The 22,557-nt window shown below is 65.4% G+C and carries 12 protein-coding genes; 3 read left to right on the top strand and 9 right to left on the bottom strand.

Translation table 11 applies throughout. The annotated features are described in order from the left end of the window. Positions 1–389 precede the first annotated feature (389 nt). Entirely contained in the window at positions 390–4,670 is a 4,281-nt protein-coding gene (locus tag ABD235_RS38240) for a tetratricopeptide repeat protein (protein ID WP_344183335.1), read from the bottom strand. Between the two features lie 573 nt (positions 4,671–5,243). Then, positions 5,244–5,483 (bottom strand): hypothetical protein, encoded by a 240-nt coding sequence (locus ABD235_RS38235; RefSeq protein WP_344183333.1) that lies wholly within the window; start codon positions 5,481–5,483, stop codon positions 5,244–5,246. A gap of 497 nt (positions 5,484–5,980) precedes the next feature. Between ABD235_RS38235 and ABD235_RS38230 the strand changes: the two genes are divergently transcribed. After that, the gene (locus ABD235_RS38230) at positions 5,981–9,061 is read left to right on the top strand and encodes an MGH1-like glycoside hydrolase domain-containing protein (RefSeq protein ID WP_344183331.1); all 3,081 of its coding nucleotides are present in this window, start codon (positions 5,981–5,983) and stop codon (positions 9,059–9,061) included. Between the two features lie 299 nt (positions 9,062–9,360). Here ABD235_RS38230 and ABD235_RS38225 read toward each other — a convergent pair whose 3' ends face one another. From ABD235_RS38225 to ABD235_RS38205, 5 genes are all read right to left on the bottom strand, one after another. Then, positions 9,361–9,561, bottom strand: a complete 201-nt coding sequence (locus ABD235_RS38225) for a hypothetical protein (protein ID WP_344183329.1) — start codon at positions 9,559–9,561, stop codon at positions 9,361–9,363. 62 nt (positions 9,562–9,623) lie between these two features. Then, positions 9,624–9,935 carry a tetratricopeptide repeat protein gene (locus tag ABD235_RS38220; RefSeq protein ID WP_344183327.1) on the bottom strand — a complete coding sequence of 104 codons (312 nt, stop codon included), beginning with the start codon at positions 9,933–9,935 and terminating at the stop codon, positions 9,624–9,626. Between the two features lie 271 nt (positions 9,936–10,206). After that, positions 10,207–11,850, bottom strand: coding sequence for a hypothetical protein (locus ABD235_RS38215; protein WP_344183325.1), 1,644 nt, complete (start codon positions 11,848–11,850; stop codon positions 10,207–10,209). A gap of 260 nt (positions 11,851–12,110) precedes the next feature. Continuing rightward, complete coding sequence (locus ABD235_RS38210) at positions 12,111–12,983, bottom strand: hypothetical protein (protein ID WP_344183323.1); 873 nt, start codon at positions 12,981–12,983, stop codon at positions 12,111–12,113. A gap of 81 nt (positions 12,984–13,064) precedes the next feature. Further along, entirely contained in the window at positions 13,065–13,412 is a 348-nt protein-coding gene (locus ABD235_RS38205) for a hypothetical protein (protein WP_344183321.1), read from the bottom strand. Positions 13,413–13,492: 80 nt separating this feature from the next. Here ABD235_RS38205 and ABD235_RS38200 point away from each other — a divergent pair, with 80 nt between their 5' ends. Next, entirely contained in the window at positions 13,493–16,384 is a 2,892-nt protein-coding gene (locus ABD235_RS38200; protein ID WP_344183319.1) for a tetratricopeptide repeat protein, read from the top strand. On the opposite strand, the gene ABD235_RS38195 is transcribed toward ABD235_RS38200, so the two are convergent. Beyond that, positions 16,356–18,476, bottom strand: coding sequence for an NB-ARC domain-containing protein (locus ABD235_RS38195; RefSeq protein ID WP_344183317.1), 2,121 nt, complete (start codon positions 18,474–18,476; stop codon positions 16,356–16,358). The genes ABD235_RS38200 and ABD235_RS38195 overlap by 29 nt on opposite strands. After that, on the bottom strand, positions 18,476–19,792 hold the full coding sequence (locus ABD235_RS38190; protein ID WP_344183315.1) for a TIR domain-containing protein: 1,317 nt from the start codon (positions 19,790–19,792) through the stop codon (positions 18,476–18,478). Before ABD235_RS38190 ends, ABD235_RS38195 begins: the two co-directional genes overlap by 1 nt. A 45-nt stretch (positions 19,793–19,837) precedes the next feature. Between ABD235_RS38190 and ABD235_RS38185 the strand changes: the two genes are divergently transcribed. Then, positions 19,838–22,342, top strand: coding sequence for a CHAT domain-containing protein (locus ABD235_RS38185; RefSeq protein ID WP_344183313.1), 2,505 nt, complete (start codon positions 19,838–19,840; stop codon positions 22,340–22,342). Positions 22,343–22,557 lie beyond the last annotated feature (215 nt).

The raw sequence follows: 22,557 nt of genomic DNA, 5'->3' as shown, positions 1-22,557 counted from the left end.
AACGACCGGGCCTGAGCTCAACAGCTGCACCCCGGATCTGGCGGAGGTGGCCGGCGAGCACCTCTATGTTGCTGTACATCCGGGAACTCATCCGATCAGAACCCTTCCCCGTCGATACAAACCAGCAATGAAGAGCCAACCCTCAGCTGAGAGGCTCGATTCTGGCCACGAGCTATCCCCACACTCGGCACCGCCGGCCCCCGTTGCTCTCGTACTAGGTTCCAGCTGCCCGCCCGCGGCGATCGCCGGCTGCGACTCTCATTGAGATTCGCCATCTTCACCACTAGGTCGTTCAGAGGCGAACGCCGGCCATCGAATCGAATGTCTTCGGCAACCGCCTGAGCATCGATGGTGGATCGAATCCGCCGCCATCGATGGGCGGCATGAGGTTAGGGGGCTCCACAGCATCGTTTGAACTTGAGGCTCGACTCGGCATCGCACATGCACAACGTGTTTCGGCCTGGCGGGTGGACAGTCAACTGCACCAGTCTCGCGACTAGGCGACCGGTTTCAGCCGCTCGTTGTAGGTAGGTCGGATCATCCCAGCTCATCGATGGCAGATCCCGGCCGAACATCAGGACGAGTGCTCCGGTCTCGCTGGCTGTCCGGTACCACCGCTTGTTGAAAGTGAGTGACAGCTGATCGATTCCGAGCTGGCTCAGGCCGTCGACCCGCAGCTGCCGCCCGTTGATGGAAGCAGACATTGCAGGCCATTGCTGATCACGAGGCGCGGGTCCGAGCTCACCCGGCACGTCGAGGAAGCCTTCCTTCCGCAAGAGGGTCAGGATACCGTCGAACGATTTGCCGTCCTCTCCGATGAACCAGCCTCCGTAGCAGTCCACGATGATGCCGGCAACGCCCCCGTCGGCTCCGAGCAAGGCGCACTCGATGTCGAATCGGACCGAATCGTTGCGGACCATCGGCCTTTCGGATCGAACGACTGAAGATGGCCCGCATTTTATGTGAGTCAGCCTCATCACAACCTGGCCTGCAGCCGCGGAGGTTTCCACGATGAGCGAAGCCTCGCCGTCGCGGGCGATAGGGAGCCCGCAGATGACACAGGTCTGCTCAGACTCCTCCATCCGGGGCAGGATCGACTGTGGGTCGACGCCGAACCCGGTCAGCGCGGCACCGACCTCGTCGCTGATCTGTACAGTCCGGCGTCTAGCACCAGTCGTTGGCATGACATCTGAAGGTGCTCGCAGGTCGGCGTACAGAGCTGCCACCACCTCCGCGCGGACCGCCCAGGCGGCGGGAATCAGAGCCTCGATCGCAGTTTCCTCCGGCACAGAGCCAGATTCATGCCTGATCAGCAATTGCAGCTTCAGGGCATCAAGGGCCGCGGGCCAGTTGTGTCGGCCCTCCGCGAGAGTTCGTGCCTCTGCAGCGAATTCTGCGGCCTCCTCACGTCGCCCTCGTTGAAGTTCGACCCGCGCCAAACTTGTCGTGACAGAGACGAGGATGGTTGTTTGCTGCAACTCACGCGAGCGCTCGTAGACCTCGTGAAACGCTTCTGCGGCTTGGTCCAACTGACCCGCCAGGGCGAGGCACGTGCCCCTGTTGTGCAACAGCCCGACATAGAGTTCGTCCAGGCGCGCTCCCCTGACAGCCGTCAGAATCTTCTCGCACTCGGCCAACGCGACGGCCGTCGATTCGAAATGGCCTGCCTTCCAAGCGACAACCCATCGGTTCGCCAACAGGGTTGCGGTCATACGTAGGTCACTCTGTCCGGTTGCGATCGACAACGCCGCGTCAAAGGCTGCAATGGCCTCAGGCGAGTTCCCTCTTCGCGCGTGAAGATTCCCCGTCGTCTCCAGGCAGTGCATCTCCTCTTCAGCATCCGACGACTCCCTCGCGTGCACGGCCGCAAGCTGCAGAGCTGAGTCCGCCTCGGCCCACAATTGGCGCCGAGAGTAGAGCACTGCCATAAGGCGGTTCGCAGTTGCGCGGAGGCTGTGGCTGACCGTACCGGAAACCGCTTCGGCAACTGGCCGCAGGGCGCTCGCGGCCGAAGCGTGATATCCGGTATGGATCAAGGCGTCGCCGAGCGCTACCCGCACAGAGTCTCGCAGATCGGATTGGATCTGATGGCGTACAAGATTCCATGCGCCGCGCAGCAGACTCAACGCCTTCGGAAACGACCCGCTCCTCAGCAGCATCAGTCCATGGCCGTGCTGGATGCGCACGAGCAGGTCCTGGCTACCGGCCCGAGCGGCGAGGTCCTCTGCTGCTTCGAAGATCTGCGAGGCATCCCGTTGGCCGGAGTCAGCAGCCACGAAGGCCAGATCCGCAAGGCACAGAGCAGCCTCGGCGACTAGATCGAGCTCGATGGCGATGGTGTACGAGGCATCGAGATACTCGACGGCTGCCTCCGTCCGACCTGCGGTCCGGTGCTGGACGGCCAGCATGTGGAGAGCTCGCGCCTCGGCGACTCTGTCCTCCATCTCCCGGAAGAGCGCCAGTGCTGCCTCTAGATACTCAGCTGCTGCGGCCGACGTGTCGCGGCGCAGGAGAACGGTGCCGAGTTCAAGGAGGACCCAGGCCTCAAGACTACGGTCACTTGTGCTGCGGGCGATCTCCAACAGATCACGGCATTCTGCCTCCGCCTCGAGCGAGCGGCCCGATTGTCGGTAAAGGCAGCTGAGACCCAACCGCAGTTGCGGCAGCTCGCCGGTAGCCTCTGCAGTGGCCAACTGGCGTCCGTTCAACAGATACTGCTCAGCGCGGCGCAGCTTTCCAAGGTTCAGGTACGCAATGCCGACCGAGCAGAGCGTGCCGACCTGCCTTGATCGCAGGCCGGCACGCCGCCAAACGTCGAGGCTCGTCTTGAATAGCTCGATGGCGCCGTCATAGTGCCCCTGGCTGAGCAGGAGGGCTGCGTACGCTTCCCGGGCGGATTGCATGGTCACTAGATCATCCGCAGATCGAGCCACTGCCTCGCAGCGGCTCAGGTGCTCAGCTGCTGCGTCGAAGTCACCGAGGTGACGCGCGGCGACACCCAGATTGTGCTCGGCGGACGCGATCCAATCTGCGTTGCTGTGCGTTACCCCTATCGATAGGAGCGCCTGCGACGTCCGTCTCAGATCGCGCCAGCAGCCACCTCGAAAGAGGATCGTGAGGAGGGCAGCGATGAGGTCAACCGCTGCTGCGCTGTCACCACGTCGGACGGATAGATCGACCATTGCCAGCGCGGCCTGTCTGTCCGAATCGAACTGAAAGCGAGGCTGCGGGCCTTGCCGTTGCATCTGACCTGCCATCGGCAGTGCCGACTGGTTCCCAACGGATGGGCGCAGCCGTCGTGCGAAGGCACGTGTCGCATTGTCCAATGGTGACCAAGTCACAGCGGATGGGGTTTCGAGCGTTCGCGCGAACATGTGCAGTAGGTCGTGGAGCTGATACTGACTGTCCAGCGGTTGCTCGACGAGGTGCCGCTCGAACAAATCGTCGAGAAGCGACTCGGTTCGGCTCAGCGAACGCTCACTAACGTCTTCGTCAGTGGCCGCCGCGGCGATCACCTCGAGCGGCAACGTGGTCGGCGGCAGTGCGCCAAGTACCCGAATGAGATTCGCTTGCTCGCTGCTAAGGCTCCGATAGCTGTCCTCGATCACCATCTCAATAGTTCGTTCACCCGCAGACATGTGGGTCAACGCATCGTCGGCAGTGAGACTCGCCGTGTACCTCACGACATCCATCGCCGGACGGCTTGCCAGCCGCGATGCGGCGATGCGAAGCGCCAGGGGATGGCCCCCGCAAGCCGACTCCAAGGCGACCGCCTCCAGCTCACTCAGTCGAGGCGCGATAGCGCGCGCCAGCTCCGCACCCACCCCAACCGAGAGCCGGTCAAGTCGAACATCGTGCAGTCCACGATCGGTGAGACCGCTCAGTCGGAGCCGACTGGTGGCGATCAGGCCGAACTCCGCATCGATCTCCAGGAGCGGCTGCAACTCTGCCTCGGAACTGACGTCGTCGACAATCACCAGGAGACGACGCATAGACAGAGCGTCTTGCAATCGCGACAGTCGCTCCGCATCAGATCCTGCATCATCGCGCTCGCCAACCAGTACGGCCAACAGATCACCGACCAGGTCACGACCGGCCGTTGTGTTCCGTCTGGGAAGAAAGACCTGTCCGTCGCTGTAATGCTGTGCGACTGCACTCGCAACCTGAACGGCCAACTCAGTCTTACCGATGCCGGGCGGACCGGTGAACAGCATCGCAGGCTGGGAAGAGATTCGCTCAGTCAGCCGGCTGCACGCCGAAGCAATCGCCTCCTCACGTCCCAGGAAGTTCAGAGCCTTTCGTGGCAGTGTTCTGGGCAGATTGACGAACGCCCGGCGTTGGACCCGCTCCTCGTGCCGCCGCTTCATCTCCTGCAGAAGCTCGACTGTGTACCGTTCGGGGTTCCGGTCGACGAGGTCGTGGCATGGATCGCAGAGCAGGATGATGTTCGATGGCCTCGCCCTCTCGTGGTCCGTCAGGTCGGACTCACCGCGAGGTCCGTCGGTACGAGCAGCGACGATGTGAGCGAGCTTCCCCTGCAGCACTACTTCATCGCTTTCGTCCTCCAGCCTGGTCAGCGCCGTCTGGCAACCGTCGAATCCACATTGATTGCCACTTATCGCGTACAGGAATTTCCACACGCGCGTCGGCAGGTGCTGCCTACAGGCCATGTCAGCTCCCCTTTCGTCGGGCTGACTCTAGGTAGTGCCACCGACACTCTTGGAGTATCAACCTGAGGGACTCCTCCGTGTGCTGAACCGAGAGACTCGGTCGCCGCTCACTACCGAGCGCTGACGTGGACCGATGGTCGGCGTCGGAAGGCACCACGTGAACGCGTTCAATCGAGTGCTGCAGGCTCAGGCCGCGGGTTGGCCGTGTTTGCGGACGAAGGCCAGGGCCGTGCGGGCGACCTCTTCCCAGCCGTGGTCGATGGTCAGTGAACGACCTCGGTTGGGGAGTTCGGTGAGCTCGGCGGTCGCGTTGTTCTTGCTGTCTTTTTTGTACGCCGCGTGAGAGATGGCGTGCGGGACCGTGTTGTCCTTCTCGCCGGAGACGATAAGGATCGGGCAGGTCCTCGGCGGTGAAGTCGACCTTGGTCTCGCTGAAGGAGTTCAGGTTCGCGACTGCTGCCTGGAAGATCGGTACGCCGGACGCGGCGACGTGGTACTCGTCGTACAGCTGACGGGCTTCGGCCTCGTCGAGAGCGTTCGCCCACCCGAAGGTGAACTCCTCGAACGTCAGCGTCACCGCGCGCCGGGCGTTGGCCGGGCTGCCGAGGACCGGCGAGCCGGGCTTATGGGCTGCGATCGGGAGGGGCAGGAAGCCGCGACCGGGAGCGGGTCGATGGCGACGGTGACCGCGGACGCGCCCTCGCCGCCGATCTTCTGCGCGATCAGTCCACCGAACGAGTGGCCCACGGCTGCGGGCTTCGCCGTCAGCTTGCCGGCGGCCTCGGGGAAGTGGTCGGTGACGGCTCGGATCATCTTGCCCGCGAAGGCCTCCGGGTGCTCACGGGGCCTCGGCGACCGTTGCAGGGTCGTCCGGCCAGCCCGGCGCGATCATTGAGTAGCCGGCCTCCTCGAACAAGCGGCGCCACCGGTCCCCAACTCGACGACAGCAGCCAGAGGCCGTGCACGAACCCATCAGTACGCCGATGAACCAGCGCCGAGCAGGATGCAGACCAGCAGCGTCGAGAACGACGTGATCAACGCTCCCCATCGGTCCGGTGCCGCGAGGACGTACCGATCGATCAGGTGTCGGCGACACAGAAGATCATGTCTCAATAGTTTCAAACGCGTGGGCCGGTCGGCCCATACCTGGCCTTGCGTCGGGTTCGGCGTCAGCTAGGTGCTTTCGACGATCCGCCGGCCGCCCACCGGTTACTCACGGGCAGAGGAAGTTTACGCAGAGTCTTGCCTAAACAGACACCAGCCCTTTCAATACCAAACATGGTCACACGCTTCCCAACATGGAGGTTCCGATGCGCAAGCAGGGTCGCACGCCCCGCCTCGCGGCGTTCCTGGTGGCTGCCGCGCTGGTGATGTCCGGCCCCGCGCACGCTGCGGCTGCGCCCACCCGCTCACAACCGGATCCTGGTCGGCCCGGAGAGGCGGCCGCGCGGCATCGAACCGACGCCGGTGCGCCTGACCTTTATCCAGCCGTCGGCGCTGGGACCAACTTTCTCGATCACGCCGCGTTGCTCGGCAACGTGCCCGAGCCCGCCTGGTACGAGGCGAACATCCCGTTCGTCGACGTGCCCGACCAGGAGATCCGGGACACCTACTACTACCGCTGGCGCACCTTCCGTGAGGCGCTGAAGTACACCGGCCCGAAAGACGGCTGGATCGTCTCGGAGTTCCTCGGCCCGGTGGGCTACTCCGCGCCGAACGGCGGAATCGTGGCCGCGGCCGGTCACCACATCTATGAAGGCCGCTGGCTTCGCGACCACCGCTACCTGGACGACTACGTCGACTACTGGTTGCGCGGCTCCGGCGCCGGCCCGAAGCCTGCGGAGGACTTCCTCAACAAAAACACCACCGACTGGGCCCACCAGTACTCCTTCTGGGCCGCGGACGCCGTCGCAGCGCGGGCCGCGGTCGACGGACGATCGTCGTACGCCACCGACCGGCTCCCCGACCTGATCCGCCAATGGAACCGGTGGTCGCCCCAGTTCAACGGCGAACTCGGCCTGTACTGGCAGACACCGGTCTGGGACGCCATGGAGTACACCGCCAGCTCCTACCAGAGCCCCGATCCCTATCACGGCGGCGACGGCTACCGGCCGACCCTGAACGCCTACCAGTACGGCGATGCGCAGGCGATCGCCGGCCTTGCCCGCGCCAAGGGAGATATCGCCACCGCACAGCAGTTCGAGGCTGCTGCCAACGCGTTGCGGGCGAACCACGAGCGCTGGCTGTGGGATCCGGCGACCAACTTCTACAAGCACGTGATGCGCGACGGCAATCCGGGCCGGACCAAGATCGTGGACCGCGAGCAAATCGGCTTCATCCCGTGGTACTTCCACATGGCGCCGGCCGCGAACAGCGCGGCCTGGGCACAGCTGAAGGATCCCCAAGGATTCGCCGCGCCGTACGGGCCGACGACCACCGAGCGACGCAGCCCGTGGTTCATGAAGGACACAGCCAACTGCTGCCACTGGAACGGGCCCAGCTGGCCGTACGCCACCAGCCAGACGCTGACTGCGATGGCGAACCTGCTGACGGACTATCCGGCCCAGCCGTACGTCAACCGCAACGACTACCTGTCCGTCCTCCATGGCTACGCGGTCACTCAACGCAAAGACGGCGCGCCGTACGTCGCCGAAGCGCACCATCCCGACGAGAACCGCTGGCTCTACGACGGCAAGGGCCACAGCGAGGACTACAACCACTCCACCTTCAACGACCTCGTACTGTCCGGCCTGCTCGGGGTACGGCCACAGCTCGGCAACAGCGTTCGGATCGCTCCGCTGGTCCCCGACAGCTGGGATCACTTCGCGCTCGAGAACATGCCGTACCACGGCCGCAACCTGACCGTGCTCTGGGATCGGGACGGCACGCACTACAACCAGGGATCCGGACTCCGGGTCTGGCTGGACGGCACTCTAGTCCGCGTCCAGAGCGGCCTCGCTCCGTTCAACCTGAACGTCCCGGCCAAGACCGCTGCCTCCCTGCCCGAGCTGGTCGACGACTTCGCCAACGTAAGCCAGACCGGATTCCCGATCGCCCGCTCGTCGTTCAGCTATCAGGCCGATCCGCCCACCAAGGCGATCGACGGTCAGGACTTCCACCTCGACGTACCTGGCACCCGCTGGACGTCGTACGGCAGTCCGAACGCATCCGACTGGCTCGAGGTGGACCTCGGGGCACCGACGCAGATCTCGGACCTGCGGGTCGTCTTCTACGACGACGGCGGAGGGGTCAGAGTCCCGAACACCTACGACCTGCAGTACCAGACGGCCGACGGCCAGTGGGTGACAATTCCCGGACAGCAACGGAGTCCGGCGACCCCGGTCGCCCGTCAGGTGAACAGGATCCTGATCCAGCCCGCGCTGACCACCGACCGGATCCGCATCCTCCCGCGTCGTAACGACGGGGGCGCCGTGGGGATTACCTCGATCTCCTCGTGGCGGCAGCCCGCCCGAGGGCTGACGGCTTCGATCGCCGACCAGGTGACCGTGCGGTCGGGCACGTCCGTGCAGGTCACGTCGACCCTGACCGCTCGAGTTGCCCTGCGCAACGTCTCGGCGACTCTCGCGCTTCCCCGCGACTGGACCGCCGTACCGGTCACGTCGTCCACCGCTCCCGTCCTGCTCCCAGGCCGGCAACTTGTCACGAAGTGGAGCATCACCGCACCGGCCAACGTGCCGCTCGGCACCCGGCAACCGATCCGCTTGATCGGCAAGGCGGCAGTCGATGATGGCGCCACCTCCGCACTTGCCGCCGGGCAGACCGTTTTCAATCCGGCCGACTTCCCCACCGTCACCTGGGACGACACCTTCGACACCAACAGTCTGTCCCAGTACCGGATGGACAACACGTTCGCCGGCGAACAGTCGCCACAACTGACCGTTGCCAATGGCACATTGTCCGCATCGTCGACCGCCCGGAGAGGCGTCGTCCTGGCCGCACCGGGGGCAGGAGCCGTCGCCGGTACGGCGATGATCCTCGAACCGAAGTCCTGGGCCGGCTCGTCCCCCGAGGACAGCCTCTTCCTCGGACAGGCCGGAAGTACCACCGACTTCGCTCTGGCGTGGTTCAACAACGCAGGCAAAGCCACCGGTGTCGATGTCACCGTGGGCGGCGCCCGCAAGGGCGACGAGGCCACTGGCGGCTGCTGCGCCGCGCTGAACTGGGCCGTCGGCGACCAATTGGCGGTCGTGGTTCAGGACGGCCGGCTGACCAGTTGGCAGCAGCACGCCGGACAGTGGTCGTTGTTGCGCTCAGCACCGATCAGCACCGTCGTGGATTCCGCGACAACCGCCAACTGGTCGCCATCCTTCGGTCTTCGCCTCGATGCCGGCAACCTGGTCGTCGACCGGTTCACCGTACGCCGGCGCTGAGACATCCACCTGGATCACACAGGTCCGTCACCGAGACAGCGTGGCGTCATCGTGTTGCGGGACGGCGCGGTGGTGCAGGAGTTGAAGTCACGGAGCAGAACATCATGGGGCTCCTCGCCGCCGACTGAGGCGGTGGCGGACGGATGCACCACAGTGGAAGCACGGCAGCAGAACATCATCGCCGTTTCGCGCCTGCGGGACTGCTGCTGCAGCGATTGCCGAGCCCGGATGCTGATGTCGGCGACACGGCCGAATGTATGTAGAGTCCTCAGCGGTGTTGCGCGGCTGGCCCCGGGCTTTCAGGACCGGTCCGGGTCGAACGCGTTGCGGAGCATTTCGAGACTGTCCATCAGCTGATCAAGCTGCCCCGGCGGCAACCCGGCCGCGATCGCTTCCGCGGCTTGTCGCCACACCGCACGCATCTTCGGCATCAGCTCCCGGCCGGCCGGGGTCATTTCCACCGCCGTGGCCGCCGGTCGGTCGAGGACGGCCGCCGCCACACGAGACCGGCCGACTCCATCTGGCGGACGGTCGGTCCCGTCGTAGGGTCCGACGGCTGTCGTCAGTAGACCTGCCAGGCTTTCTCCTGGTAGGCCACCATCGCCTCGGTGAGCCGTCCGGACAGGACCAGCGCATCTCCGAGCGCTTCCCAGGTCCGCGCCTCTTCCGGCTGCAATTCCGTTGCTCTACGCAACGTTCCCGCAGCTTCCTCCCAATGTTCGAGCTGCCCGAACCCGTCCGCCACCAGTGGCAGTTCCGTAGGAGTGACTGAATCCCGGGCCACGCGCAGCGCCGCCAGTGCGCCCGCTTCTCGCCCGCGTTCGATCAGTCGCTCGGCATCCTCTGGTCCACGCAACTCGACCCGGTCGTCCATATCAGTCAGTCATACCAGTCGAGCCATGCTCGGCCGCGGACGGAGCACCACCCCGTTCTTGTCCGCCTCGCGACTGTGATCGGCCCTTGGGCCCGACCGGGAACCCGCCAAGCGGCTGGTCAGGCCCAGCGTTGTGGTCGCGAGTAGCGCCTCGCCTCCGCATTTGGTCCCCTCTGACAGCTGCTCGCCGTACCCCGATCCATCGGTCTCGGCGTGCGTCCACCACGTCAGTTGGTCCGCGGTCACACCTCAGTGTGCCGGACCGGGCCAACTACCACTCGATCAGATCGGCTCTGTCGAAGCCGACGTCTTCCGACATCCGGATGATCGCTTGCTTGACGACGTCGCGGATCTCGGCCGGCGGCATCGGACCGCGACCTAGTACGGCGATTCCGAGCTGAGAGACGTTGTTCCGGTGAGTCCTGCCGAGCGGGGCCAGGTCGACCAGATCTGCGAGGCCGAAGTTTCTGTCGCCACCAGTTCCAGGTGGGCGCTCGCTGAGCAGGTTCAGGCTTACTCGGGGCGATCCGCCCAACTCCCGGCTGTCCAGAGTGTCGCCAGCGGCGAGCGGCAGCGTCTCAAACGCGATTCTCCAAGCCATCGTGAAGAAGTCGACGACCTCCGTCAAAGAGACGGGTCTGCCGACAGCTGTACCGGATCGGCACGGTTCGGGCTGGCATTGGTTGAAATCGATCTCCAGGTCAACGATCGATGTGACAGTTCCCATCATGAGATGCGGCATGAGGTACTGCGCCGTACCGCGGATCGCAGTTCGTCCGTCCGCCGCTTCTACCGTGCACTCGTATGAAGCGCCGCCGCTGTCGTTGCGGGCGTACGGTCCAGCTTTCGGTTGCCAAGTGGTTCGACCGACTGGCTCAAGTCGTCCGGCGGCCAAGGCAGCTAGTAGTTCGCTTGTCCCGGGCGAAGCCAAAGCCGCCGACAACTGCCGCCTCCCCGCAGCCGTCACTCGGAGATCGCTTCCGTCACCTGGAAACTCGGCGACCAGACGTAGCCGAAGGTCGAGCCGGGCCTGTGAACCGAATGCGACGTCCATGTTGCCGGCTGAGTTGGAGTCGAACCTCAGATCCGGTGTCCACCGCCAGTTGCCGGAAGCATCGCGGGTCATCGCCCCCTTCCCCCACGTGCCTCCACTGGTGCGGACCTGCTCGACGTCGGGGCCTACGTAGGGAGGGTCCCCTTCGCCCGAGATGTTCGGATAACCGACGCCGAGGATCCCGCCGCCGGTAGCGTGCTCACCGACTGCGGCGATGCCTTCCCAGAGATCCGCCGTGGTGATGAGAGCCGTCGACCCAAAGCGCGCACACAACAAGGCAGGGTGGCCACATCGACCACCGCGAAGGCGCTGTACGACGCCGGCACCGATCGCGAAGGCCTCAGAACTCGGGAGTCCGAGAAACGACGCCCCGCCCGCGGCGTCGTACGCCGACTCGAATACCTCCTTGATGCCTGGAACACCCTCCCCGACCTGGGGACCGGAGCGATCGGATCGGGTGAGGACAAGATGCAGCAGCTCGACCATGTCCAGCGAGAGGTGGTTCGCCTCCCCCAGCCGATCGATCGTCGCTTGCAGCGCTGCAGTCACATCGCGGTGCGCTTCGGCGAGAAGAGCGGGCAGTTGACGCGGCAGATCCGTCAACTGGTCGAATTCGGCTCTGCCCGCCGGGTCGACATCACGTTCCCGATCTCGCTTCCATCCTCGCAGAAGCGCCACCGGATACAGATCTTGCGACTGCGGGGCGTCGATGACCTTGTGATGCCGCCCGCACAGCAGAAGCAGGTTATCGAATGCGTCCCGGTCCTCGACGTCCTCATCACCACGCGGTCCCGAGGATCTCGCCCCGACGATGTGCGCCACCTCGCCGACGCAAACCGGTACGCCGCGCTCGAGCACCACGATCGGCTCGACACATCCAGGCGCGTAACAAAGTCCTCGGCTCAGCCCGAACAGGGCACGTCGGGCTCGGTCGGAAACAGCACCTCGCGATGTGACCACCGACGGAGCTTATCCCTCGTCAGACGTCGAATTGCGCAGGGTTCGTCCGAGAGGCTCGAGGGCAGTGCGGGGTGCGCCTTATCCGCTCTCGCTTCACGATCCCGCGGGCCAGGATGCCTCGCGTCAGCACGGAAGTGTCAGCCGCAGCCAATCTCCTAAAGTCACTGCCACAGACCAAGCGTGCGCTCGATGGTGTCGTTCCTGTATGAAGTGTGCCAGGTCAGGATGCTCAGCACATCTGACATTGGCCTGAGTCCGAGATGGGTCTGCCAGTGATTAGCCAAGCGATCCTGCTCAGCAGACCAGAGTGCCGCGTGCTCGGGGGTCAACTCACCGTTGTAGTCGAGACCCGCGATTGCATCACGTCGATCCAGCGGTGCGGCCTTGGTTGCCACCAGCGTCGACCCTTGGTCGAACAGGTTGACTGCCTGAGCGGCCACCCAGGCACCGAGCAGGTGGCCACGCATGACCGGCGTAACGTTCACCGAGCGTAGGAGAATGACGGCATTCGTCATGTCCGCCTCCGGCCATGCATCGATCACGCCGGCGCTCCACAAGTCATCGTCGTCGTCGGGACGCGCGACCAGTGGTCCCACCAATTCTTCCAAGTCTCCTGCGGCATCGTCGGCGGCCTCCAACAGATCTCGACCGTCCGAAATGAACCGCTGGCCCGCAGCTTCCGCCAGCGTGCTCATGAGACGCGCGACAAGTAGTACTTGCTCTCCCACCCAGGCAGTACCGGGCTCCTCGTCGTCAATGCTCACGCCGTGCGCCAGCAGGGCCGACTCGACGTCGTCGGTGCCGCCGACATGGAGGTCCACGGCCTCCACCAATGCCTGCTCGTCACCCCACCAGGAAACTCCGACACGCACGAACCACTCGTCCAGACCGAGTTCCCAGAACCCGCTTTGGCCGGACCCGCCTCGCACATCGATTGATGCTTGAGTTGGACGCGGCAACCGCAGTCGCCGCTGTTCACAACATTGAGGCAGTTCGTCCTGAAATCTCACCGACGTACCCACACCCTCTGGCATGGCCGCAGCCTACCGGGAGTCGCGAGACGAGTGCCGGTCACATGACGGCGATGCAGTCCGCGCTGGAGTCCAAGCATTGACTCAGAAGGTGATGTTGCCGTGAACCTCGCCGGCCTGAAGGACCTTGCCGGTGACCGGACCTGAGATCTGGTTGACCACTCGGCTCTCGGGTGCTGCCTTCTCCCACTCGGCCATGAGTTCGTCGGCAAACGCGACATCTGCTGACCGGGTCAGGTCCAACCGTTCGGCGAGCACCCGGATGGTCTCCGGGTCTGCCGGGCTCTTCTCGGCTGCCTCCAGGCCTTGAGGGCTTCCGGTTCCTTGCCGAACTTTCGCTTGACCAGGTCGTAGAGGCCGCCGGCGCCTTTGGCGGCGATGGCTGCCGCGATCGACACGAAAATCGGGTCCACCGGTGTCCCCCTTCAGCAACTGAAAATCCCTCGTTCCATCGTACGTCGTCGCCGCGCGGCGGTCTTGTCAGGTGAACCCGGCGCTGCAACAGTGGGCCGGTGACGCCTGGGTACGACGTGTTCCTCTGCTACAAGTGGGAAGACAAAGACAGCGCACAGGAACTTCTCGAGGCTCTCGAGGAGCGTGGGCTCCGGGGCTTCAGGGACGAGATCGGCCTCGACGACTGGGACCCGTTGACCGAGAAGATCCGGGAGGCGCTGCGGTCGTCGCGGACGCTGGTCGCCCTGGTCACGCCACGATTCCCCATCAGTCCTCATTGCCGGCAAGAGCTCCACGAGGCACTGACCGCCGCGTACCACCTCGACGCCGGCAGCACCCGACGCGTCCTTGCTGTCACGCAGGGGGTGTCAGCCGAGCTGCTACGGCCGCGTCAGCTCTGCAGGTTCCGGCTCCCTCGCGATGGCAAACCGTCGGCCGATCTTGCCGACGAGCTTGCGCGCACCATCGGCTCGATCGACGACCGGACCTTCGGCGACGCTCCTGCCTCCAGGCAGCCGCAGTGGTGGCCCAGCGAAGGCGCCGGCGACTCGTCATTTCGAGGCCGAGGCGCAGAGCTGTGGGAGTTGCACGAGGGGCTTCGCGCCCGGGACAAGGATCGCGACCGCGGCCAACCGATTGTCTCGGTGCGGGCATCGGGTGGTCAGGGGAAAAGCGTGCTCTGCCTGCAGTACGCGCGATGGTTCGCCCAAGACCATCCGGGTGGCGTCTTCGTCATCAATCTCGGTGGGAGCGACCCTAGGTTCACCGAGAACGGCAACACGACGCAGTCGGCGTACCTGAACAAGCTCGCCGAGTTGGCGGAGCATCTCGGTCTCGACCCGCCTCCAGGAGCGTTGGGGCCCCTGGTGGCCATCCGGGAGATGCTCGACTCGGTGAAGTCTCCCTACCTGTGGATCGTCGACGACGTTCCGTCCTCGGACCGGGAGCTGGTGCGGTGGATGGCCGCGCCGACACCACTGGGCAAGACGCTCGTGACCACGCGGGGCCGATTCGCCGGCGAAGTCTCCGACGAGATCGACCTGGCCGATCTGGAGCCGGTCGCCGCGGCCGCGATCCTCACCTCCCGTCACGCACCGGCACCTGGTGAGCGAGTAGCCGTACAAGACATTGTGGAGGTGCTCGGTGCGCATCCGCTCGGGCTGTCTCTGGCCGCGGGTCTGACAACTTACGAGAGCTTCGACAGTTACGAAGGGCTGCTCGGCACCCTGTCTGCGACGGAGCCCGATGCGCTGGAGCTCGCCGCGCAGTTGGGCGACCGCCTGCCAGGCGGCATCACTCCTGCCTTCTCACGGACACTCCTGCGTGCCTTCGAGCTGCTGGACGAGCACACACAACAGGTCATGGCAGCGGCGAGCCTTCTGGCCCCCGTACCGGTACCGGTTTCCCTGGTCAGGCACATGGTCACCCCCAACCACATCCATGTGGCGCTGGCTACCGCTGACGATCACGGGCTGGTCTCCTTGGTTGACGACGAGTCGTTCGTCATGCACGCGCTCACCGCCAGGGCTCTTCGCATCCATCTCGGCGCGACCATCGACAGAGAGAGTCTGCGGGATCGTGCGATGCTCAGGCTCACCGCCATCGTGGAAGGCGGGGACGACCCGACGGCCCGCGAGGAGATCCTGCAACACCTCCCCCACGTTCGTGCGGTCGTCGGGGTGATGCCTGGCGGTGACAGCAAGACGATGACCTCGGACGACCACCATCTGGTCAACGAAACCGGCAAGGTCCAGGTCGCGTACGGCGACGTGGCCGCGAGCGCAGCCTCGTTCGAGGCGCTCTACGATGCCTGCGCGCGATCGAGAGAGGTCGATGCGATCACCCGGTACGCCGCCCTGGTCGGTCTGGCCAACGCCGTCGGGCTCAACGGCGAGTGGACCCGCGCCCTGTCCCTCAAGCATCGCGCGGCCGACGACATGGCCAGGGAACTTGGCCCGGATGATCCCGGCACTTGGACGGCCTGGAACAATCTGGCGGTCTCGCACTGGGACATCGGTCGGTACGACGCCGCCCATGACCTGTTCCGTCGCGTGCATGAGTGGCGGCGCCGCCACCTCGGTCCGAGCCATCGCGAAACATTGGTGGCCCTCGGCAACCTTGCCATTGTGCACGCGAAGTTGGACGGCACTCCTCGGGCCGTGCATCTCCACCAGCTCGCCGCCCATCGGCTGATGTCGACGGCCAGGTCCCGCTGGCGACACGTCGCTCAACCGAACGATCCCGAGGTTCTCGCTCTGCTCAACAACCTCGCCCTCAGCCACCGTCGCCTCGGCGAGCAGCCGGAGGCTCTGAATCTTCTGAGCAGTGTGTACCTGGCTCGGACCGAGCGGATCGGAGCCGCTCATCCCGACACGCTCGACACCTTGGAAAACCTGATCATCCTCCAGCACGAACTCGGACAGCCGAGGGGATCGTTCCAGGAGCTGCTTCTCCGAAGACTCAATGCACAGGGACGGCCCCATCCGGCCACGATGACGACGATGCGCAATCTGCTCGTGACCGAGGCCGCGAATCTTCCTCCGACCTCAAATGAGGGGCTTCCGTCTGCCACAAAGGAGGCCGTCGAGGTCGAGCCCTCAGGCGAGCTACGTCTCGAGGGAGACCATGTCGACCTCAAGGCCGAGGTCTTGGTGCGGGCGATCAGCTTCCAAGTTTCCTGCGTAACGTCCTACGGCAGCGACGACCCTCGTACGATGGCGGCGGTGGCGTACCTGGCCTACTGCCTTGCGGCAGCCGACCAATTGGACGGGCAGCTCGAGCACGCCGCGATCCTGATCGACGACGCGTACGACGGCCTCGCCGATGCCCTCGACGCCGCGGCCGAAGACTCCGCATCCCACCCGGTGACGACTGCCTTTCTCGAACGTGAAACCGCGATCGCCGAGCGGATCCAGCAATGGATCAGCCGGGCGATCGAAGACGCCGGATAATGAGCCGCAGCTGTTCCTCGACCTCGGTGACATCTCGGGAACCGAGCTCCAGCAGCAATGTCCGCGCCTCCTCGAGATGCCGGGCGGCCGTCTCCGGATCGTCGGTCGATCTGAGGGTCGCCAGACCGCGAAGTGCTCGCGCCACCTCGTAGCCGGCGCCGCAACCGATCGCTGCGGCACGGGCCGCGTCATAAGCCTGTTCGGCCTCGAGCGGATGGCCCGCCCGAGCCAGCACCGCTCCGAGCGAGTTCTGCGTCATCGCTCCTTCCAGATCGAGATTCTCGACGGCACAGATCTGCGCCGCCTCCTGAAGGTGTGCCTTGGCGGCATCCGCATCCTCGAGCGCCCACTTGGCCAGCGCCAGGCTGCGAAGGGTGATCGCGACATTCCGCTGAAGGTCATTAGCCCGGTAGAAGGTCAGCGCAGTCTCGAGGAGATCTCTGGCTCCGTCGGCATCTCCGCTCAGCCGGCGAACCCGCGCCTTTCGACCCATCATCGAGTGTTGGCCGTACTCGTCTCCGATTTCCTCGAACAGGTTGCTCGCCAGTTCGAACTGCTCGAGGGCGGCTTCGCCCTCACCGCGCTCGTCCAAGGCCAAGCCGAGATCGCTACGGCACAACGCTTCCCCGTGCTTGTCACCTGAGCGTACGGCGGCACCGAGTGCCAGCTGATGCGCTTCCAGCCAAGCATCCAGCAGCTTGGAGAGGAAGAAGTATCCGCGATAGTAGTGCGCCAGTTGCCAGCGCCGCCGATCAAGAGCCGGATCATCGATTCGGCAGGCGGCCACCACATTGTCTCGCTCGACGTCCAGCCACTCGAGTGCCTCAACAGGACTGATGAATCCCAAGGCTGCGATATCGATGTCCTGGACGTCCGGGTCCATCTCGGTCCGATATCTCCGCGGCGCGATCAGTTGATCCGCGCGACGGGAAATCCTCAGGTAGTAGTCGAAGAGGCGCTTTCGACCGGCGAGCAACCCATCGGGTCCCAGTCCGTCGCTCGCCAAGTCAGCGGCGTACAGGCGGAGCAGGTCATGGGCGAAGTAACGGTCCTCGGACAGCTCGGTGACGAGGTGGGCCCGGGCAAGGGCGCGAAGAGCCGTGGCGGCGTCGCGCGTCGGCATGCCACTGACGGCTCCGACCAAAGACGGGGTGAACGTTCGCCCCGGGATCAGTCCCACTGCAACGAAGGCCTTCTTGCCGAGTTCGTCCAGGAGTCCGTACGACCACGAGAAGACAGTCCGTACGTCGGAGGTCTCGTCGCTCCCCCGTAGTCCCTTCAGCCGTCCGCTGACGTCGGCCAGTTCGGTCAGCACCGAGTCGACTGCCAGGGACGGCCTGCTCACCAGCGCCTCGGCGACGACCATGAGTGCCAGCGGCAGGTGCCCGCAGATCGCGGCGAGGTCCTCGAGGCGATCCCGATCACTGGCAGGCCGATCACCCACAAAGCGGCGAAGTAGTCCGACGGCGTCGTCAATCTCCAGCTCGCGGAGCGTGACTCGGGTCGCCGCCCGATGGATCACCAAGGACGGCAGGTCGTGGCGACTCGTGACAATCACCGAGCACAGCGGCGACGTGGGCAGCAACGGAGTGATCTGGGCGGCGGAGCGGACGTTGTCCAGGACCACCAACAGCCGGCGCCCGGCGATCCGGCTGCGGTACGCCGCCGTTCGACCAGCCAGAGTGTTGGGCAGGTCATCGGCCCGGCCCCCGAGCGCCAGCAGGAAATCCGCGACGGCGACGTCGGGCTCAACCGGTGGACTGATGCCCCAGCCCTGCAGGTCGCAGTACAGCACCCCGTCCTCGAACCCACCCGCGTTCTGGTGAGCCCACTGCAGCGCCAGGGCAGTCTTACCCGTTCCAGGCGCCCCTACGATCAACGCGGTGCTGGTCGCCCCCGGACCTGGCAGCAGAACGTCGTCAAGGGTCGCCAACTGGCCATCCCTTCCGACAAAGGCCCGGGACGCCGGAGGGAGTTGCTGCGGCGCGCTGTACGCCCTCTGCGCGCCGAAGTGGACTCCGCCCTCGATCGTCCCGGCCTGTACGACGATGTGCGCCGACCCGCTGAAGTCGTTCTTGATCGGCTCGGTCATCACATGACCGTATCGACCTGCACCGAGAAGGTCGCGTACGCCGGCACCTCGTCAGCCGTCATGAGTGAGAACGATTTGGTCGAGTGGGCCTTCAGTTGGTTCACGAAGCCACTCGCCGTTCCGAGGATGCGGTGCTTCTCGTCAAAGAAGGTGGCCCTGAGAACCGCGGACAGCTCCCGGCCTGTCAGGTTCGTCGCCTCCCCGTGGACGACAAGGCCCAGCGCGCCGTTGACGACCGCGTAGTTCGACAGTTTTAGCTCGTCCGACGTGTCGTCCTCGGTCGGGCCTGACGCGTCCGCGGGTGCCTGCTCGGACGGAGCAGGTGCCCGGTACGGCGCCGGCGGTGTCAGATCGCCGGCCCTCATCCAGTCCTTACCACCGGTATCGACCGCGCAGCCCACCGATCGAAGCCGCTCGGCCAGGAGATGACGCTTCTCGGACGAGTCGTCGAGTTGCGAGATGTAGCGGCCGTCCAGATCGGTGAAGGTCCGCACGTCCCCGATCCTGACCAGGATGGTCTGCTCCGGGAACATGGCAAGAGCCATGCCGGCTTCGAAGATCACATTGGGCCGGGCCTGTCCCGCCGGTTCAACCGCGGCATCCCGCTCGTGGTCGGCGTGCTCCGGCCGCAGGTAGGCGATCTCGTCCGGCGTCAGCAGCACCAGGACCGCCTGACCGCTGAACATGATCTTGCTGAGCACGTCACCGATGTACGGCGCACCGTGCCCGGTACCCGCCAAAGCCTCGGCCCACTCGATCGGATGCAGGCCCAACGCCCGCAGAAAGGCGAAGATTCCCGCCCGCAACCGCTTGTCGCGGCCGTGGGCCACGAAGACGGTCCGCGTCCGGTCGAAGCGGCCAGGCTCTGAGACGGCGCTGGCCTCGTCCGGCTGCTGATCCTCACGCCACGCCGTACCGTCCCACGCGAAGGACGCCGACCCGGCAGTCTCGAGCACTCGATCCAGCAGCATCAGCGCATCGTCGGGGTCATCGGCATTGACCTTGATCACTGTGCCGTCGACCCGGCGCTGCAACTCGACCTGCACCGCGCCGGAGCTCTCGATGGGACTGCTCCGCAACCAGCCGCGCGCCGTACGCGCCGCGTCTGCCCAGCCACCACTGAACTGCTCGGTGACGGTGAGCACCGCCGCGGTGAATCGTTCAGCGCGTGTCGTCGCCCGGTGTCCCACGTCGAGGCCGATCCCGACCGTCAGTCCGGAGCTCTGCAAGGCGTCGGTTAATCGCTCACGAAGGTCGGTGTCGATGTCCGGCGCAAAGCGGAGAACAACGGCAGCGGGCGGCGCACTCTCGGTCACACCATGATGATGACACCCTCACCACGAGAGTGTTTCGATGTCCCGATGAAGCCAGAGCAGCTCGACGTCCTGCTGACCCGTCTGGCCGATCCCGGTATCGCCGGGTCACTCACCGACACCGTCAGGGCGCAGGTCCCGACCGCGAAGGAGCTGTTCGACACCGGTGACCTGACCGCCCTGGCAGATCTCTGCAAAACACTGTCCAGCCGGGCCTGGGAATTGCGAGAGCGAGGGCTGATCTTCCGGCTCCTTCTTGCCGAGTGGGTCATCGCTAACGCTATCGGCGATCGGGAACGCGCCGACGAGGTGGCCCGCTACCTCGCCGCCAGGAATCGGCTGACCGAGCGGTTCCGGATCGCCGAGGCCTGGAACTGGCGGCTGCTCAAGACAGCGCTGACCCCTGAGACGGCGTTCACCCACGCCACGGCCTGGCGGGAGCTGGCGGCCGTGCGTGAAGTGGCCGCGGAGTACACCGAAGGTATCCGGTACTGCAAGACGGCGATCGCCACTTGCCAACAGCACGCCGAGGTTCCGGGCATCGCGAGTGCCCGGGTCAAAGCGATGCTGCAACTCTCCGTCCTGCATCGCCTGCCCGGCGACCTCGAATCCGCGCGGACGGTCCTCGCCCAAGCACGCGACTTCATCGAGGCCAATGCGGTCGAACCGCTACTTCGAGGACTAGTGCCGCTACGCGAAGGCGCACTTGATCTCGTCGCCGGCCGGCCCGCGCGCGCTCTCGAGGCCTACCGGAAGGCCGAAGAAGCCTTCACCGGCGTCAGTGAGGTGAACCGCTTCATAGTTCGGGTGCGTCAGATCACCTGTCTCAGCCGCCTTGGCGAGCCGACCCAGGCGCTGGCTTTGGCCGACACACTGGCGATCGACTATCCCGCCGACACGGAGCCCTACCGGCACGGCCAGGTCCTGACGGAACTCGCCGAGCTTCACCAAGGACTGGGAAACCTGTACGACGTCGAGGCCACCCTCGACCGCGCCGAACCGCTGTACGAGAACTCCACGACCCTCGAAGCCCTGCGCTGGCGCCTGCATCGAGCACGCAACATCCTCGACCTCGGGCGGCCTGCCGAGCGGGCGGCCGTGCACTTGGCCGTCGTACTGCAGATAACGACGCACCCCGCTCGGCAAGACCTCACCCGGACCATGCTCGCGTTGCACCTGATCACGCGACTGCCGGCGTCCATTGTGGTGATGCCCGGGATCCGCACCCACGCGCTGCACGCGGCACTCGTCGCCGCGGATGTCCAGCGCACCTCGCTGCAGGACACCGGACTGCGCTTCTCACTCCACGCACAACGTGAATCGATCTATGCGAGCGCGGTGGAGTTCTATGCTCACACCGGGCCCGCGGGCACGGTGGCACGCATCACCGAACTCGGCCGCGCGGACGTCCTCAACCAGATCCTCGCGACCGGTGGCCGACCCGATCTCACCCTGACCTCGAGCCCGCCGCCCGACGCCGCCCAACTGGCGGCTGTCTTCGCAGCGGCCCGGATGATCGCCACCGATCTTCAAGCGGCATCACCGCAGGCTGATCTCGCCGAACCGCTCCCGCTTCCAGGGGTCGATCTCGAGCCGGACTGCCTGGACCGCTTGGCCGACGTACTGGTACTTGCACAGCTCTGGACCGACGCCGAAGGAGGGTGGTACTCCACTACCTCGACCAGACCACGAGGCGAGAACTGGCAGACGACGACCCAGGCAGCCACCCCGGCACTGGCGCCGCTCCTCCCCGAACTCTTCGCCGACGCTTCCGTCGCCGGCTCGATCCGCGGCTCTCTGTGGGAGGAACTCGGTCGATTCCTCCTCCCCCACCAGGCCATCTGGTCCGGATCTGTCGATGAGCCGAGATCGGTCGTCATCTGCCCAGATCCCAGGCTCTGGCAAGTCCCCTACGGGGCTCTACTCCGCGAATCCAGAGCTTTGGTCGACGTAGCCGCCGCAACACTCACCCCAAGTCTCGAAACGCTGCTCTTGCAGCGCCGACACAAGCCCGGCCACGCCTCAACCTCCCGGCCGGCCCTCAGCCTTCTCGACCCCACCGTCTCTGGAAGCGAGGTGGAACTGGCCGCCCTCCAGGCGTGGCCCCACGGGCACCACTCCGTCACGACCTTGCAGGAACTCCCCGACTCCTCATTGCTGTACGTCAGCGGGCTCGGAGACGGACCGGGTGCGGAGGGCGTCTTGGGCCCCAACCTTGTGATCGACGAACTCATGTCCGCGCTTCTGCCCCAACTGGTGATCCTCAACGGCTGCTGGAGCGGGACGGCCACCAGTCGGTACGGCTGGGAGCCGCTCAGTCTCGCGGTCGGTGCTCTCCTTGGCGGCGCCGACATCGTGATCGCCGGCGCCGGCGAGATCGGCAGCATCGGCTCGGCGCTCGTCGCCAGCGACTTCCTTCGCCTCATCGCCCAGGGGCTCCCAGCGCCCGAGGCCCTCCGCCAGTCCCAACGCACAATCCGCGCCCGCCATCCAGAACTGACCCCATTCGAATGGGCCGGACTGAACGCGATCGGCCGAGCACAGCACCTCTGACCGTTGCACTGACGCAAGTTTGGGGCCCTCGGCGGTCGTCCTTGGCTTTGCCACAACACGGTGAACCTGACCAGGAATCAGCCAGCTTCAGAGCTCGTCCGACGATCTCCGTCGAGCCCGCGTAGATCCGGGCCGCGCGCGACCGACCAAGGTTGCGTTCCTGCATGACGGCGGACCGTCGGAGGGGTCGGCGGCGCCCAACTGGCCGGGCGCCG

The sequence above is a fragment of the Kribbella lupini genome (genome assembly GCF_039529595.1).
Lineage (GTDB): Bacteria > Actinomycetota > Actinomycetes > Propionibacteriales > Kribbellaceae > Kribbella > Kribbella lupini.
Note: the sequence above shows the minus strand (reverse complement) of the source record. Positions and strands in the feature narration are given on the sequence as shown.